12 protein-coding genes are annotated in these 18004 nt (G+C 43.5%); 7 read left to right on the forward strand and 5 right to left on the reverse strand.

From position 1 onward, the window contains the following. Positions 1-151: 151 nt before the first annotated feature. Both F0228_RS16670 and F0228_RS16675 read left to right on the forward strand, forming a co-directional pair. Entirely contained in the window at positions 152-2014 is a 1863-nt protein-coding gene (locus F0228_RS16670; protein ID WP_017632462.1) for a DUF294 nucleotidyltransferase-like domain-containing protein, read from the forward strand. Next, on the forward strand, positions 2014-2730 hold the full coding sequence (locus F0228_RS16675; RefSeq protein ID WP_061032695.1) for a 3'-5' exonuclease: 717 nt from the start codon (positions 2014-2016) through the stop codon (positions 2728-2730). The genes F0228_RS16670 and F0228_RS16675 overlap by 1 nt, the downstream gene beginning before the upstream one ends. A gap of 137 nt (positions 2731-2867) precedes the next feature. Here the strand turns inward: F0228_RS16675 and F0228_RS16680 are convergent, their stop codons facing one another. The 3 genes from F0228_RS16680 to F0228_RS16690 all read right to left on the reverse strand — a co-directional run bounded on the left by F0228_RS16680 (position 2868) and on the right by F0228_RS16690 (position 7013). After that, a complete protein-coding gene (locus F0228_RS16680) occupies positions 2868-3593 on the reverse strand; it encodes an oligogalacturonate-specific porin KdgM family protein (protein WP_048659506.1) in 726 nt (241 codons plus the stop codon). 835 nt (positions 3594-4428) lie between these two features. Beyond that, positions 4429-5982 (reverse strand): methyl-accepting chemotaxis protein, encoded by a 1554-nt coding sequence (locus tag F0228_RS16685; protein ID WP_171730809.1) that lies wholly within the window; start codon positions 5980-5982, stop codon positions 4429-4431. A gap of 419 nt (positions 5983-6401) precedes the next feature. Then, complete coding sequence (locus F0228_RS16690) at positions 6402-7013, reverse strand: toxin-antitoxin system YwqK family antitoxin (protein ID WP_171730808.1); 612 nt, start codon at positions 7011-7013, stop codon at positions 6402-6404. A 521-nt stretch (positions 7014-7534) separates the two neighbouring features. Between F0228_RS16690 and F0228_RS16695 the strand changes: the two genes are divergently transcribed. Beyond that, the gene (locus tag F0228_RS16695) at positions 7535-9307 is read left to right on the forward strand and encodes a transporter (protein WP_061032691.1); all 1773 of its coding nucleotides are present in this window, start codon (positions 7535-7537) and stop codon (positions 9305-9307) included. Positions 9308-9452: 145 nt separating this feature from the next. Then, positions 9453-11069, forward strand: a complete 1617-nt coding sequence (locus tag F0228_RS16700; RefSeq protein ID WP_171730807.1) for a polysaccharide lyase 6 family protein — start codon at positions 9453-9455, stop codon at positions 11067-11069. A gap of 128 nt (positions 11070-11197) precedes the next feature. Here the strand turns inward: F0228_RS16700 and F0228_RS16705 are convergent, their stop codons facing one another. Beyond that, on the reverse strand, positions 11198-11692 hold the full coding sequence (locus F0228_RS16705) for a peptide-methionine (S)-S-oxide reductase (protein ID WP_171730806.1): 495 nt from the start codon (positions 11690-11692) through the stop codon (positions 11198-11200). Between the two features lie 235 nt (positions 11693-11927). Here F0228_RS16705 and F0228_RS16710 point away from each other — a divergent pair, with 235 nt between their 5' ends. From F0228_RS16710 to tnaA, 3 genes are all read left to right on the forward strand, one after another. Further along, positions 11928-13025: a GTPase gene (locus F0228_RS16710; RefSeq protein ID WP_171730805.1), complete on the forward strand. Its 1098-nt coding sequence runs from the start codon at positions 11928-11930 to the stop codon at positions 13023-13025. Next, positions 13012-14664, forward strand: coding sequence for a GTPase (locus F0228_RS16715; protein ID WP_061032687.1), 1653 nt, complete (start codon positions 13012-13014; stop codon positions 14662-14664). The genes F0228_RS16710 and F0228_RS16715 overlap by 14 nt, the downstream gene beginning before the upstream one ends. Positions 14665-15373: 709 nt before the next feature. Beyond that, a complete protein-coding gene (tnaA, locus tag F0228_RS16720) occupies positions 15374-16846 on the forward strand; it encodes a tryptophanase (RefSeq protein ID WP_061032686.1) in 1473 nt (490 codons plus the stop codon). A gap of 135 nt (positions 16847-16981) precedes the next feature. Here the strand turns inward: tnaA and F0228_RS16725 are convergent, their stop codons facing one another. Continuing rightward, on the reverse strand, positions 16982-17860 hold the full coding sequence (locus tag F0228_RS16725; protein ID WP_061032685.1) for a LysR family transcriptional regulator: 879 nt from the start codon (positions 17858-17860) through the stop codon (positions 16982-16984). Positions 17861-18004: the final 144 nt, after the last annotated feature.

Consider the following 18004-nt stretch of genomic DNA (forward strand, 5'->3'; position numbering starts at 1 on the left):
CGTTCAATACGTGCTTTTTTTGTCTTCAAATTTGATGAAAACCTGACCAGTGTCCAATATTTAACCTATTATTTGTCGTTTTATTAAAATCACTAGTAACCAGTATTTTAAGTTATATAATAATACTAATTAAATTATTGTGAGTGTGATTATGCCCCAGTCTCTGCTGCCAAATATTCTTCAATTCATCGGTCAGATAGACCCTTTCGATAAGATCCCTAAAGAAGCACTTCGTGAGCTTGCCTCTAATGTTCAGATCACTTACCTCGGCAAAGGGGATGTGGTTGATCTGTGTGAGTCGGGTAAAGAGAAGTCGCTTTATATCATTCGAACGGGCTCCATGGAGCAAAGAAAATCAGACGGCGTACTTCGTGCGCGTTTAGGCAGTGAAGATTTGTTCGGCTTTACGTTCTTAGATTCTGAAGTTAACGACGAGAAAGGCTATCGCGCCGTCGCCATCGAAAACACCTTACTTTATGTGATACCACACTCGGCACTTCAAACGTTGTTCAAAGCATTTCCAAGCTGTGCTGAACACTTTGCATCACAGGCTCAAGTTCGCTTGAAGTCGGCACTTGATGTGGTGTGGTCAAATAAAGAGAAGGGCTTGTTCATTCGTAAGGTTGAAGAGGTGGCAAGCGGGCAGGTGGCCATCGTCAAATCTGAGCAAACCATCCAATCGGTCGCGGTAGAAATGCTGCATCAACGCTCTCCTTGTGCGGTGATCTATGAAGGTGAAACCATTGTTGGCTTGATCACCGACCGTGATATGACCAAACGCGTGATTGCGCACGGTGTTAGCACTGAAAATTTAATCTCTGAGGTAATGACACATTCTCCACTCACAGTAAAACCGGACGATCTTGTGTTGCATGCTGCGTCTATCATGATGCAATTCAACATTCGTAACCTTCCTGTAGTGAAAGAGAACAAAGTCGTTGGCCTTCTGACGACGTCTCACTTAGTTCAAAACCACCGTGTTCAAGCGATCTTCTTAATCGAGAAAATCAAATATGCGGGCAGCGTGAAAACCATGTCTTCCTTCACTTCAGAGCGACAAGCTATTTTTGAAGCGCTGGTGGAAGGTAAGGTTGCACCGGAAACGGTCGGCAAGGTAATGACCATGATTATGGATGCCTACACACGCCGATTGATTCAGATAGCAATTGATAAGTTAGGCCCGCCGCCGTGTGATTTCTCTTGGATAGTGGCGGGTTCGCATGCTCGTAACGAAGTTCACATGCTGTCTGATCAAGACAGTGCGATCGTACTGGCTGACGATGCAACCGACAGCGACCGCATTTACTTTAAACACTTAGCCATGATGGTGACCAACGGCTTAGCGAGCTGTGACTACCCACTCTGTCCGGGTAAATTCATGGCTGCGACGCCAAAATGGTGTCAACCGCTCAGCGTATGGAAGCACTACTATAAAAAGTGGGTGGCAAACCCTGAGTACGAACGCTTACTCAACATCAGTGTATTCCTAGAGATTCGTACCATTTACGGCAACAGTGAGTTTGAAGGCATTCTCCGTGATGAACTGCATAACAATATTCGCAGCAACCGTGAGTTCTTAAGCACGTTAGTGAAAGATGCGGTGAACACCAACCCACCTTTGGGCATCTTCAATAGTTTGGTACTTGAGAAGTCGGGTGAGAACAAGAAAACACTCAACGTGAAGAAGTACGCTATTAACTTGATCATCGATTTAGCGCGTATTTACGGTTTGGCGGTTGAGTGTGACTTGTCGGCAACGGACGAACGTTTCGCTGCTGCTAATGAAAAAGGCATGTTGAGTGACGACGCATTCAAGAACATCCTTGGCGCGTATCAGTTCATTCTGTCTTTCCGTTTCGGACACCAATTAGAGGCCTTGAAGAACGGGGAGGTGCCAGACAACAATATCAACCCAGACAGCTTTGGTAGCTTTGAACGTAAGCACTTGAAAGACGCCTTTAGAATCATTGCCGACCTTCAAGAAGCGGCGAAAATTCGTTTCGGAGCGCGTTAATGAAAGCCTTGTTGAACTACTTTCACCCGCTTGAGCGAATTAAACGCAAGCGTAAACAATATTTGGGTACGGTTAAGCTGCCAGAAGCGTTACATGATCTGGTAGAACAGCCTTGTCCCGAAATGACAGACGCAGCGAAAGACAGCGATTACATTGTGTTGGATCTTGAAACCACAGGCTTAGACAGCGAACAAGATCTGATTTTATCTATGGGGTGGGTTGATGTGGTGAAAGGGCGAATCGATTTAGCTTCGGCCAAGCATATCTACCTCAATAACGATTCACAGATCAACGCTGAAACCGCGGTGATTAACCACATCACGCCACAGATGTTGGAAGAGGGCGTATCAATTCATGATGCGATGCTTACTTTCTTCGAAGCAGCGAAAGGCAAGATCATTGTCGCGCATGCTTGTGTGGTTGAAGAGAAGTTCATTAGCCAGTATCTGCTAAGGTGCTATGGCTTAAGGCAATTGCCTTTGCTTTGGTTAGATACGCTGTGTATCGAGAAGAGCATGGAAAAAGCGATCAGCAACCATGAAGAGGTGGACTTAACTCTGGCGGGTACGCGTGAAAGGTACGGGCTTCCTGAGTACAACAGCCACAATGCGTTAGCCGATGCGGTTTCTACAGCGGAATTGTTTTTGGCACAGCAGAAACGAGTGGTGCCTAACGACCAAGTGACATTAGCCTTTCTGTATCGTATTAGTCACTAGAGCAATAACTTCAACCACACGAATCTTATTGGATTAACGGATTTCAAAGCAAAAAAAGCCAGCGATTAAGCTGGCTTTTGTTTAGGTCTTAGAAAATTAGGACAGTAATTATCTTAGATTATTCATATAGCTATCGATTAGAAGCTGTAAGTTAGACCAACACGGCTACGTAGTTCGCGAGTCGCTTTAGTCGATGAAGTGCTCACATCACCAAACTCTACATATGGTGCCCACTGACCCATCATGTGACGAATACTAGCGTTTAACTCGTAGTTGGTATCGTCGTTGTCGTAGATGTCATATCCATCCGCTTTGTAGTAGTTACCTTCTAGACCAAAGCGCCAGTTTTCCATTGAGTAGTTAACGTTTGCCGTTAGACGGTGGCGACGTTGGTTTTCAATGTTTTTCTCAACACCGACAATGTCACCATTATCGTCGATCTGGTACTCAGTAGTACTAGTGTTTTGTCTCATATCGTAACGGTAACGAGCACTTAGGCTTAGACCATCAACGCTATCCACTTTGTATGTTGCACGAACTTGAGGCTTATACGTAACGCCTGATTCACGGCCTTCAATTGGCATACCGTAAGTCATTGTCCAGTTATCGTTGAGAACATGGCGGTAATTTAGACCAAGTTCCCAACCATTGTTCTTTAGATCTTCCATGAATTTACCGTCTTCTCCCTTGAATTTTGCTTCGATATCTACAAGGAAGTTGCCAATGCTATCGCCAAGTTTTACACGAGTAGCGTGTTGATCTGTATGACTTTTGTATTCGTGTCTTACATCGAAAGACGCCGCTGATACAGAGCCAGCAGTTAATACAGATGCCACAGCAATCACGATTTTAGTTTTATTCATGGTATTAGTTCCATATTTATAGGTTTAGTAATGGCTTAAGTCTCAAGCCAAATAGAGTAGTTCTAGCTTTCATTGCATCCAGTGGTTGAGGTTATTAAGTTTTTCTCAATTCTAGATTTGCATTTAAATAATACAAATATGGTAACGATCTGAGGCGTGATGATCTGTGAATTAGATCGTGTTGTAGTGACAAAATCACTATTTACAAAGGGTTACAAAGTTGAACAAACCAAGTAAGTTAATGATTTGTATTGATTTATTTGGCTGTTGATAATGATTTTGAAGAGTTTTGTTCGTCAATAAATGTGCGCTACAGCAAAGAATTTAACCTTTAGATATTATTTTTATTTGTAATACATTATTATTTACTAACTTTCTGTAGCAATACATAACTTTGCTGTGTTGATTGTATGAACAGACGGTGTGGAGCCGAGAAGCGAAATGGATTAAATCCAACCGCTTTAAAAGCATGAGGCATTTACTTGAGGTGATTTAAAGCTCAATCAGAGAAGGTTTGAAATGTAGTAGGCAAGGCAGTGACATAGCCTGCTATATGAGTACGAACTTGATAGGAATGAACAAGGTTCGAATAGTTACCCTTTGTTCTCATCAGCGACAAAGAAGAAATCGTTGAAGTGCTTGCGAAAGCATTTTGATTATTGCTCCCAACTATTCTAATTATAACTTCTGCTTTCGTTTAGAAAGGTAGGAGATGGTAGTCGAAGATCTGCCCTTGCGCTCATGTTGATACAGGCAACATGAGCGTTTTTTTTATCTGAAATTTGAGTAGAGAGTCGTTTGAGGCTCAATAAGCGTGTAAACCACGGCTTAATAGCTAGGCTTTTAGGTTGATGACAGCACGTTCAAGTGAGTCTGTTTGCTCTACGACTGAAGTTGCAGAAGCTGCGTTTTTTGAAGCACTTTTCACATTGGTCATTGTCAGCTGTTTGATGGCATCTACGTTTTCGATGATCTCTGATGTGACCTCACTTTGCTCCTTCATGGCATTGGATACCTCTAAACTGTTATTTAGAATGGTTTCCATATCTGCGATAACGGAAGTAATTCTTGAATGCGCATTTTCACAAGAGTCGACGCTACTGTTGCCTTTCTCACAACAACTTTTAATCGTGTTTTCGACCGTTTGAGTCTGATCTTGAACGCCTTTGATAATCCTTGAGATCTCTTCGGTCGAAAGTTGTGTTCGACCAGCCAACGTCCTGACTTCATCTGCCACCACTGCAAAACCACGGCCTTGTTCTCCTGCACGAGCAGCTTCGATTGCTGCATTTAGGGCGAGTAGGTTGGTTTGTTCAGCGATGTCTTTAATCACCTCTAACACGGTATTGATCTTCTCTGAGTGGACAGAAAGGCGATTCACTTCTTCACTAGCACTGACGAGGTCAGTCGAAAGGGTATTGATGGTGTTCCGTGTAAATGCGACATCATTCAAGCCATCATTCGCAGTGCTAAAGCTGGTTTGCGCATTGCTGGAAGCATTTTCGCTATTGGTCGCAACACTTTGGATGTTGCTGCCCATTTGGTTTATCGCGGTCGCAATGTTTTCGGTTTGTTGTTGCTGTTTGTTTAGCGCGCTTTCAACGTCCATACCGTCTTGTTGCTGTTGACTAGAGATGTGGCCGAGCTCATGTATCGAACCTTGTACTTGGCTTACCAGCTGGCGGATATCAATCAGTACTGCATTAAATGACCGAGCAATATCTGCAATTTCGTCAGAGCTGTTGTCTTCTGCTTTCACCGTGAAGTCGCGTTGTTCGGCGACCACACGCATGGTTGAGTTCAGTGATTGAATCTTTTGAGAGATGCGTGAAGAAATCCCGAGTGAGAGTGCGATCAAAACTGTAGTGACAATCGTCACTGAGCTGATGATAAAAGTGGTGATTGTTTCTTGGGTCGAATCGACGCCTTTTTCTAGCCGACTTTCTACGGCGGTGAAGATAGAGATGATATCTTCAAACAGCATTTTCATTTCAGATTTGAGTTCGGCGACCTTGGCTGGGTTGTGGTCGATGGCATCTACCATTAACGAGAAGTCTTTGTCGTATTGCTTTACTTCGAGTGTCAGCTTTTCTAACTCAGGGACTGCGATATCAGACTCTTTAAGCAAGACAGAAAACCTGCCCATTAATTGTTGAAAGTGAGAGTATTCTTGAGCAAATACTGGCTTGAGCGTTTTATCATGGCTTATTAGAAACTCTAATTCTGTTCGATTGAGTTGAAGCATCGAGACTTCGAGTGACTTTACCTTGATTAATGTCTTCTCAAGCTTGATTAGCTTAAGGTTCGCTATTTCTGTGAATGAAACCACGATCAGTAAAGACAGGATGGATAAAAAAACAAGGCTAATTAGGGAAGTTTTAATTTTCATAGGCGGGCACCAAAGCAAAACAATATGACTCAACAACGTATTTAGAATCGTGTTTCTCTTATTTGCGTGTTAGATAGCTTACGAAAACGATGAATGAGATCTGACTCGCACGGAAACGTTTGCTCACAGTATTTTATGAAATCGTTATGCGCAAGTTAAATATTTATTATTTTCAATACTTATTGATGATTGTTTTGTCATTATCTGGTGTTTGCGAACCCACTATTACTTGAAAAGTGGAAAACTATACGTTTGCCGAATAGCTGAAAGGTTAGGCTGTTAAGAGTAGGTAACCTGTCCCTATGTAATCTGGTGGGGACGAGCGCTGCATATACCGTGTGGTTATTTAAGGAAGAGTGACGACAGATAAGCTGAAGAAGAGTGTTCCCGCATTGAACGAAGAACACTCGTCGTTAAATTTAACTTTGAGTTGGCATCCAAACCTGCTTAGAGGTAATTTTGTGATCTTTAAAAGTCACTTCTTCAACTTTGTCACCATTAACATTCCAGCGTGTCAATTTGCCGTTGGCTATATTACCTTCACTAAATTTGGTTTCTGTCGCTTTATTGCCATTAGTGTAGTAATCAGTCACCAAGCCATCTTTTAATCCGTCGCTGTACTTTGCAGTTAGGCTCTTTTCGCCATTTGGATACCATCGAGTAGCAACCCCTGATAACTCATTATCTTTGTAGTTGAGCTCTGCTTTTTTCTGCCCGTTCGGGTACCAAGTCTCGGCTTTACCTTGTAATTCACCTTTAACGTAATTGACCTTGGAAGCGACTTGCCCATTTGGGTACCAGTTCGTTTCTAAGCCAAGTTCCAGGCCATCAGCAAATTGAGCTTGGGTTGCAATTTGGCCGTTATCGAATTTTTCTTCAAATTGACCAGTGAAGGGTTTTGAGTGGTTTACTTGATATGCCACGCCTTTGCGCATCTGTAAATAGTCGACAGCATCTTCTCGTGGAGCCGCGGCATAACTCATAGAAGACACCGTACTAAGAGCAATCAATATTGGGATGTATTTCTTCATAATGACACCTTTTTATTGGACGAGGGAAAGTGTAACCGGTGTGTTAACAGCATTTCACTTCTATGAATTACTGTCAGTATCTATTAGTGGTTTTCAAGTTTTCATTATTAGCGGTCTAATGAAGGGAACTTTTCAAAGCGAAATTTGACTATAAACTCGCAATATTTGTAATACAAATGAGTCGTGATCATTCATTTTTATAAGTTATATCTAGTGCTGTTTCCGTTGTTCGAATATGAAAATTTGCCGTAACGATTAACCGTCTTTAACGATTGTTATTAATTTTTTAGTGACTTTGTTCTTGTTTTTCGGGGGTTGGATGGGTTTTTGGCGCTGTGGGCTGCACTAAGTTGATGAAAGGCGCTCCCAGACGGTGCAAATTTGAACTCGATCACTTGTATGATTAATTGAGAGGCGGACTGTAAGATCACTGTCACGCATTTAAATTATTGTAGTACAAATGTGCTTGCCATCTATCTATAGTGACCCTAACAAAAAACATAAACAAAAAGGTCTTAAAGATGGAACTCAATACCCTGATAGTTGGCATCTATTTCCTATTCTTAATTGCGATAGGGTGGATGTTTAGAACGTTTACAAGTACGACAAGTGATTACTTCCGTGGGGGAGGTAACATGCTGTGGTGGATGGTAGGTGCAACGGCATTTATGACCCAGTTCAGTGCGTGGACATTTACCGGCGCCGCAGGTAAAGCTTTTACCGATGGTTTTGCAGTAGCGATTATTTTTATTGCTAACGCGTTTGGTTACCTGATGAACTACCTTTACTTCGCTCCGAAGTTCCGCCAACTGCGCGTTGTGACGGTAATTGAAGCGATTCGTATGCGTTTTGGTAAAGTGAATGAGCAAGTCTTCACTTGGTCTGGTATGCCAAACAGCGTTATCTCTGCAGGTATCTGGTTGAATGGTCTAGCGATCATCGCATCGGGTATCTTCGGTTTTGATATGACAACAACGATTATCCTAACGGGTCTGGTTGTACTGATCATGTCAGTGACGGGCGGCTCTTGGGCGGTAATCGCATCTGACTTTATGCAGATGGTTATCATCATGGCAGTAACGGTGACATGTGCAGTCGTTGCTATTTACCACGGTGGTGGTGTTACGCAAATCGTTAGCGACTTCCCAACGGATTCGTTCATCACGGGTGACAACCTTAACTACATGAGCATCTTCAGCATCTGGGCGGTGTTCATCTTCTTAAAGCAGTTTAGCATTACCAACAACATGCTTAACTCTTACCGTTACCTTGCTGCGAAAGATTCAAACAACGCACGTAAAGCTGCTCTGCTTGCTTGTGTATTAATGACGCTTGGTCCAATCATCTGGTTCATGCCTTCTTGGTTCATGGCTGGCCAAGGTGTTGATTTAGCAGCCGCTTACCCTGAAGCTGGCAGCAAAGCCGCTGACTTCGCTTACCTTTACTTCGTTCAAGAATACATGCCGGCAGGTATGGTTGGTCTTCTGATTGCCGCTATGTTCGCAGCAACTATGTCTTCAATGGACTCTGGTCTAAACCGTAACTCAGGTATCTTCGTTAAGAACTTCTACGAGCCGATTCTTCGCCCTAAAGCGAACGAAAAAGAGCTAATGGTTGTTTCTAAACTAACGTCTACTTTCTTCGGCATCGCGATCATCTTGGTTGCTCTGTTCATCAACTCTCTTAAAGGTCTGAGCCTTTTCGACACCATGATGTACGTGGGCGCATTGATCGGCTTCCCAATGACGATTCCAGCATTCTGTGGCTTCTTCATCCGTAAAACACCGGATTGGGCAGGTTGGGGCACGCTAGTTGTAGGTGGTGTGGTTTCTTACTTCGTTGGTTTCGTTATCACTGCTGACATGATCCAAAACTGGTTCGGTCTAAACGAGCTAACTGGCCGTGAGTGGGCTGACCTGAAAGTAGCTATCGGCCTTATCGGTCACATCGTATTTACTGCTGGCTTCTTCGTTCTATCAACACTGTTCTACAAGCCTCTTGCCGAGCATCGTGAGAAAGACGTAAACAAGTTCTTCAACAATCTAGCGACACCATTGGTTGCTGAAAGTAACGAGCAGAAGAAACTGGATAACAAGCAACGTCGTATGTTGGGTTCACTTATCGCAGTTGCGGGTGTGGGCGTAATGACAATGTTCGTACTGCCTAACCCAATGTGGGGACGCATGGTGTTCGTTCTTTGTGGCTTGATTGTATTCTCTGTTGGTTTGCTGCTTGTTAAAGCGGTAGATGACAAGGTAGAGAAGCAAGACGAAGTAACACCAGCTGAAAGCTAAGTCCTTATTCTTCAAGAAATACGGCTTTCAACAAGACGATAAGTCTTAAGAAATTATAAGTTCAAACAAAGAAAACTTTAATAAAACGGTCACCAGTTTGGGTGGCCGTTATTTTGGTAATCCAGTATTTAACGTGAGATGTAAGATGAAGAAAAAATTAATTTCGGTAAGCATTATTAGCGCGTTTACGTTGGCTTTCGCGACAGGCTGCACGACTCAAGAAAAAACAGCACCCGTGATCAGCGTGGCTGAGCAAGCAGTGCCTTCGATCAGCGAAATCGACCGTAGTTACTTATTAAGCAGTGACCGCTTAACTGAAGTTGATGGCAATACACTAGACGTTGCTTTAGAAGAACAAGTGGCTGCACTTAAGGCGCAATTTGAGAACCTAAAAGATGGCGACGAAGTGGTTATCCCCAATGGTAAATACGCAAATTTAGGCCAGGTGACGATCACTGCAAATGACGTCACAATCCGAGCTGAACAAGCAGGCTCCGCATGGCTGACAGGTCTAATTCAGTTTGAACTGAAAGGTGATGACATCACGCTTGATGGTCTCGTATTTACAGAGGGTGGTCCAAACGAACGCTTTGGCGCAGTTCGTATGATGGGTAATGGCAACACGTTGCAAAACTCAACATTCTACTACTTCAACCACGATTACACGTACGAGCCAGACGAGCGTCGTTCTGAGTATCCAAAGTACCTTTGGGTATCTCTATGGGGTAAAGATGGCAAAGTCATCAACAACCGTTTCGAAGGTAAGCAAAAACGCGGCACTTTGATTGGTGTACAAAAAGATGACACAGCTGACAACCACCTGATCGCAAATAACATCTTCATGGATCAAAAGCCTAACCAGTTCAACGAATTCGACATCAAAGAAGCGATTCGTTACAACGGCAACAGCTGGGAAGCGATCCGTATTGGTGATTCTAAATCTTCACAGTGGGATTCAAGTTCTAAGTTCGTGAACAACCTAATGATCGATATGGACGGTGAGCGTGAGCTTATCTCTATTAAGTCGGGCGACAATACGATTTCAGGCAACACGATCTTCCAAAGTGCTGCACTGATTTCACTGCGTCACGGCAAAGGCAACACGGTTGAGAACAACATGATCTTGGGTAACGAGAAACGCCTAACGGGTGGTATTCGTATCTATGATGAAGACCATGTGATCCGCAACAACTACATTGCTAATACTCGTGGCCGTGATGGTGTGATTGAAGGTAACGCTGACTTACGTGGTGGTATCGTGATCAACACGGGCATCATTGATGTGGCGAACGGTGAACAGCTTGAACAATCAGTGAAAGGTAAAGAGCTTAATAAGCAATGGACTCCGAAAAGCATCACCATCGAAAACAACTCTCTTGTCGATACGGAGTGGGGTATTGTTTACGGTAATCAAAGCCATCGCGTAAGCCTGTTTAATAACGCAGAAGTAGAAGGCATTTATGCCGGTGTTGATATTGCGTTCAAACACAACGTGGTTGATAACTCACAAACACCTGAATTTGTGAGTGTTCGCGCGACTCATGACTTCCCATTAGTGGGCGCAACTTACACAGATGAAACTTACGTTGGTCAAGTAACAGACTCAGAGCTGATTGAAAGCTACTCGGTTGAACTACCAAAAGTGACGGTCGAGAATGGCCTGAATGCTTACCAAGGTGAGGGCGCAGATGTGTCTAAACTCTCAGTTGTGACCGCTGAAACAGCAGGTCCAGATTATGTACTTGAGAACACAACTAAGTAACTTATTTATTAACGCTAAATACTTAATGGTATGAGCTATCGAATCGGCCCACGGTAGCTCGTCCAATCAAAACGAAAAAAGTCTCAACGACTAATACTTGTTGAGGCTTTATCGATCTTGAGCCATCACTATGATTTGTATTTATGCAGAAGAACCCAAGGGATGTGGCATAAATGATGGTCTTCTGGGAAGTGGCTTAAATGATGCTGGTGGATGTCGTCGCTGGCGATATAGTTAGTCAATGGCAACACTTCAACAGCGATGCGCTCGGCGTCTTCACGTGATGCGATATAGCGCTGCGCTTCAGCTAAGTGTTTGGCTTCGGTGCTGTAAACGCCAGTGCGATACTTTTCACCTACATCAACACCTTGTTTGTTGATACTGTAAGGGTCAATGATCTCAAAAAGGTGGCCTACTAGCGCTGTTACCGAGGTGAGGCTTGGGTCAAATTCAATTTGTACACACTCAGAGTAGCCATCGTATTCGCTTGGTTTGCTTTGGTTATCCTTTATTTGAGAACGTCCATTAGCACGACCTGCTTCTGTGCTTATCACGCCAGGCACATACTTAATGAACTCTTGTACGCCCCACAAGCAACCACCCGCTAAATAAATTTGTTCCATACTTCCTTTTGAGCTCTCTGAGTTTTTGTTCGATGGTTTTGATTTATCGCCCAAACCGTAGCAGTAGGTTGGAGCTTATATCAATACGCGATAGACGCGCATAAAAACAAACGCCTAAGCATTGCAAATCGTCGTAGATGAACAAATGTAAGTTGAATGCTATATCGAGATTATATAGGCCATCGCAACTTGTCACCAACCCGAAACTCAACATTAAGTGAGAGTTAACCTAATCATGTTTGAACAAGTCAAAGACTTCATTAACCCGAGCAAGAATCCTGACCTAACTCAGGCACACGAATATCAACGAAAGCACTTGCCGACCTTGTGGCTTCTCGGGAAAACGGGTGCAGGTAAATCATCGTTTATTCAAGCGGTCACGGGAGATTCCTCGGTGGAAGTCGGCAACGGATTTGCACCGTGTACCATGACAGCCATGTCGTATGCGTTTCCTCAAGACAAACCTGTGATGCGCTTTCTTGATACTCGTGGTTTGGGTGAAGCGGATTATGATGCGAAAGAAGATCTGGAAGAGATTGGTCAGGCAGGTAATGCGCTCGTTGTGGTGATGAAAGCCGACGAACCTGAACAATCCGCCGTGCTTACTGCTCTAAAACAGATTAAGAAACAGAAGAAGATTAAACACTTGTTGCTTGTTCATACGGCTGTGTTGTCTTCCAGTGAAATAGATCGAGCAAGGCAAATTCAATTTAACACTCAACAAGTAGAGAAGGTGTGGGGTAAAGGCTTTGAATCAGTCGCGGTTGATTTTGAGAGCGACAATGATGATGTCTATAACCTCGAATTATTGTTAGAACGGTTGACCAACATGCTCCCTGTTATAGGGATGATGGTGCAAGACAAAGAACACGCTACGCAAGAAGAAGCTAACTTTGACAAGGTCGAAAATGAAGTGCTTTGGTATGCGGGAAGTGCAGCGGCTAGCGATTTAGTTCCAGGCGTGGGCTTGGTGTCTGTGCCTGCGATTCAAGCGAAAATGCTTCATAGTTTGGCTAACCAATATGGGGTGGAGTGGAATAAGAGAGTCTTTAGTGAACTTATTGGTACTCTAGGCAGCAGCTTTGCGGTGCAATATGGAGTGAAGCTTGGCACTCGACAATTGGTTAAGTTGATACCTGTTTATGGGCAAACGGTTGGTGCCGTGGCCGCTGCGGCAATGAGTTTTGGCACCACTTATGGTCTTGGGCGAGCGGCATGTTACTACTTTTATCACAAGAACAGAGGCGAAGAAGTTTCTGAACAAGAGATGCAAAAAATCTATAAAGAATCCCTGAAAAAAGGTAAGGCAGCGTCGGGTTATGAAGAAAATTAAGAACTTATTTCGATTGCTCGCTGTGTTGTCGAGCGGGCGGTGGGGCATCGCTCTTATTTCGGCGATTTTTCCAAGCCTTATCATGATGTTCTTTGGTCTGTTCTTGGCGATTAAATATGGCTACTTACTGGAAATGTCGATAGCCATTGCTGTGAGTACTTTGCTGTTTACCATTCCGTTATATATTTCTAGTCGTTCGTCACGCAATTCGACCAATAGTGGTACGGAAGAAAAAACAACAGATGAAGCCAGAACTGAGTCATCGAATCACAACATCGACGATGCGTTGGTCAAGGCGTCGAATGAATGGTCTCAAGCTGAACTGTCGATTTGGAATGAATCGAAACATTACGTTCGTCAACAATTAGTCGATGATATTGAGTGGGGTAATCTTGACCAAACTGGTTTGCAGGTACTGGAGTTCGTCGCCAAAAAGTTTGGTAAGAAGTCGCTCGATTTTTCAATTCCAGAAGGGCTCAAGCTGTTTGAAGAGGTAAGTCGTCGTTACAAAGTGGTGGTAAATGAGCACATACCGGGCATTGAGTACCTTAAGGTTTCTTACATCAAAGCGGGCTACGAAGCCTATGATAAATATGGTGAGTTGGGGCAGAAGATCTTCAAAGCGGCGATTTGGGGTAATCACCTTAAAAACCTGTATTTGAATCCATGGAAGGTCATTTCTGACTTAGGTCGTGAGCAAGCGACAGCCTCAATGACAAAGGGCGTTGTGGATGACATGCAATATGCTGCGAAACAAGCCTTGCTTGATGAAGTGGCTGCAGTCGCGATTGACCTCTATAGCGGTCGATTCAGCATTGAAGATGAATCACTGAGAGCGTCTGATGTTTCAGAAGCCGACAAGAAACGTTTTGCTCATGAATTAGAGCCTGTGAGAATTGTGCTGGTGGGGCAAACAAGTTCGGGTAAATCATCGATTATCAATGCTCTCAAAGAGGAAATGGTTGCAGAGGTGGATGTTCTACCATCAACGGACAACTCTACGGTTTACAACGCATTTGTTGATGACAATGATGTGAGAGTGGTTGACCTTCAAGGGCTTGATGGCGATGCCAAAACCGAAGCTGTGATGCTTAAAGAGATGACTCAAGCTGATGTGGTGTTATGGGTACTTAAAGCGAACCAGTCTGCTCGTGAACTGGACAAGCAGCTTAAAGATAAGTTTGATGCGTTTTATGATGATCCTAAGAACATTTCGCGCAAGCAGCCAATTGTGATCACCGTGGTTAACCAAGTCGATCGGTTAAAGCCTGCGGAAGAGTGGCAGCCACCTTACGATTTGGATAATCCAACTTCGGCAAAAGCTAAGATCATTGCTCAGGCCCTTGAATACAATCAAACACTTCTGAAGCCTGATATTGCTTTACCACTAGCGATTGCACCTGAAAAGGTACAGTTTGGTTTAGAGGCTTTGAAACAGACGCTAATAGAGCACATTGCAGATGCCAATAACGTGCAGAGAAATCGTCAGCGCCTCGAAGCTATCAACAGAGGAACTTCGGTAAAAGGCCAGCTTAATAAAGCCATGAAAGCGGGTAAGAAGGTTGCTCCAAGCGCATTGAAAGCTGCAACGCCTAAGCTGGCTGAGATGGCGATAAAACAAGTCACCAAGAAAAAATAAGCAACAATACCAAAGCGATATTCGTAAGCCTCAATATCGCTTTGGTAAACCATTTCTTTTATATTTATGAACTTTTGGCCCTTGAACTTATTATTACTTTCAAAATAATGAACTAGTATAATAGTGCATTAAGTCGAATTCATGATAGTGTGATATCAGATAATAAAACATAAAATTATGATTCTAAATATTGATCACATTTATGATTTATTCGTCTTTATTTATAAAATAATTGCACTATATTTAAATTTCGGATCACCTAGATTTCAACGTAGGGATATATTGTGAACATGTATCTGAAATGGCAATCAACAACATGGCTAACCCTGTTAGCTTGGTATACTTTAGATCATCAGCTCTCTTTCCACCTTTCTTCAGAGTAGTACCCTCTGGGCGTCACGCGCCAGCGGAGCCTTTGAGCTTTGCCAATCCGATTAGTTTTGTCTTTGACTAATGCGCTAAGCAATGCGGTCACTAATACATTAGCTGTTAGTTTCATGCAGTCGTTATTTATCTCTTGGTCATTATTAATTGGATCCTAATCAATACATTATTGATTTAATAATTTATTTCTAGCTATTAAATTTTATCGTAATTATCACGAGTGTGATAGTTCGTAAAAATAAAATTAATAGTGATGACTCGTGACATCTAAAAATAATTAATTTGGCTTCTTCTCCCTAAGCTGAATTTGTTGAAAGGTATTATTATGGAAAATTTCAAACATCTACCAGAACCGTTTCGTATTCGCGTTGTAGAGCCAGTAAAAAGAACCACCTATGCTTACCGTGAGCAAGCCATTGTCGAAGCGGGAATGAACCCATTTCTACTCGACAGTGATGATGTGTTCATCGATTTGCTGACAGACAGCGGTACCGGCTCAATCACACAACGTATGCAAGCAGCGATGTTGATGGGTGATGAAGCCTACAGTGGCAGTCGCAGTTACTACGCACTGTCGAACGCGGTGAAAGACATCTTCGGTTATGAGCTGACTATTCCTACTCACCAAGGTCGCGGCGCTGAGCAGATTTACATTCCTGTTCTGATTAAGAAGCGTGAAATTGAAAAGGGGCTCGATCGCAGCAAAATGGTCGCTTTGTCGAACTACTTCTTCGATACCACACAAGGCCACACTCAAGTGAACTGCTGCGTGGCGAAAAACGTCTATACCAAAGAAGCGTTTGATACCTCAGTGAATGCGGATTTTAAAGGCAACTTCGATGTCGTGAAATTGGAAGAGGCGATTTTAGAAGCGGGTGCTGCCAATGTTCCTTACATCGTGAGTACCATTACCTGTAACTCGGCTGGCGGACAACCTGTCTCTATCGCCAACCTCAAAGCCGTGTATGAAATCGCTCAGAAGTACGATATCCCAGTCATCATGGACTCTGCACGCTACGCTGAAAATGCTTATTTTATTCAGCAGCGTGAAGCCGGTTATCAAGATTGGACGATCGAGCAAATCACTCGCGAGTCCTATAAATACGCAGATGGTTTGGCGATGTCGGCCAAGAAAGACGCGATGGTACAAATGGGCGGCTTGTTGTGCTTTAAAGACGACTCTTTCATGGATGTGTACACAGAATGTCGAACCCTATGCGTCGTGCAAGAGGGTTTCCCAACCTATGGTGGCTTAGAGGGCGGTGCAATGGAGCGCCTTGCGGTTGGGCTATACGACGGCATGCGTCAAGATTGGCTGGAGTATCGCATTGGTCAGGTGCAATACCTGGTTGATGGCTTAGAAGCGATTGGCATCGTGTGCCAACAAGCGGGTGGTCATGCTGCGTTTGTTGATGCGGGTAAACTGCTTCCACATATTCCAGCGGGTCAGTTCCCAGCTCATGCTTTAGCCTGTGAGCTGTATAAAGTTGCGGGAATCCGAGCGGTTGAGATTGGCTCGTTACTACAAGGTCGTGACCCGGTAACGGGAGAGCAGCATCCATGTCCTGCAGAGTTATTGCGCTTAACCATTCCGCGCGCGACTTACACACAAACCCACATGGACTTCATTATTGAAGCGTTCGAAAAAGTGGCAGAGAATGCAAGCAAAGTGAAAGGGCTCGATTTTGTTTACGAACCACCTGTACTAAGGCATTTCACTGCGCGTTTGAAAGAGGTGGAAACCTATGAGAGCCAACCTGAAAAAAAGAGTGAACCAACGCTCGAAGAAGCATTTTAAAATAAAAACATAAGCGAATAGTCACTAGAAATATAATCAAAGGCTCCCTCGGGAGCCTTTTGTTTTTCGAGTAAGACCAAGGGCGCAAGGTATCATCGGCTGGTGTCGAATAGGCTTGTTTAATCTAGGCTGGGCTTAGTTGTTTTTCAGGGTTGCTTTCAGTATGCGTAATAACCACTGATTTAACGGTGCATCTTTTTGCGAACGGCGGCAGCTCATCACATAGCTCACGTCAATGGCCAGTATTTCAGGTAGATCTATACTGCGGCAGCCCTCTGGCACGCTACCACTAAGTGTGATGCCATAATAGTCAGACTTGAGGACCACATCGTGAATCATCGCAGGGTGGTCGACTTCTACTTTTGGAGTGACGTCGAACCCTATGTTTCGAAGGCGCTCAAGGATAGGGTATTTGTTGTCATTCCACCCCGGGGTTTTAAATAGAACCGTTGGAAAATTTGCCAGTGACGCGAACTCTTTCGCTGGGTGAGCATCCCTTACAAAGAACACCACTTTTTCTTTTCCGAACTCCATTTGAGAAATCGACTGTGGCATAGTTTCATCAAAGTAGTGAACCGCTATCGATTCTTCGCCGTCAATCAATCGGTTCTTAACATTGCTTCCCCATCGAACAAATGAATAGTTTGCGTGCGGCGCTTGTTTACTCAAAGCAAAGTAGAGTTTCGAGCCAAAGCGCTCCCAAAATAGCGTATTCGCGTAGATCTTTATGTCGCCTTGATAGGACTCTGGGGAAAACTCTTGGTGTTTTATGGACTCAATGCTACTGAGTATTTGTTCAAAATTACCGATATTACTTTCAACAAATGTTGTGGGTTCAAACCCTTGCTTAGATTGAATGAACAAAGGATCACCGAGTTGGGCTTTGAGCTTGGCTAGGTTTTTACTGATCGCCCCCGGCGTTTTACCTAATGACTCCGCCACTAAGCTAACATTACGCAGTTCATACATTCGCTTTATAACAAGGATATTTTGAATATCTAGATTGAGGTCCACAGGCTCTCCAAATTGGTCCTTAATAGGCAGAAATTATGTGACCTTAATATCATAGTGGTAATGTCCGATTTTTAAGACAGCACAGCGTCAGAAGATCGCTAATCCCTTGATTTTCCATTTGGTAAATCTCGCTTTTCCTCGTGT

Source organism: Vibrio sp. 99K-1 (assembly GCF_013114585.1).
Taxonomy (GTDB): Bacteria; Pseudomonadota; Gammaproteobacteria; order Enterobacterales; family Vibrionaceae; genus Vibrio; species Vibrio chagasii_B.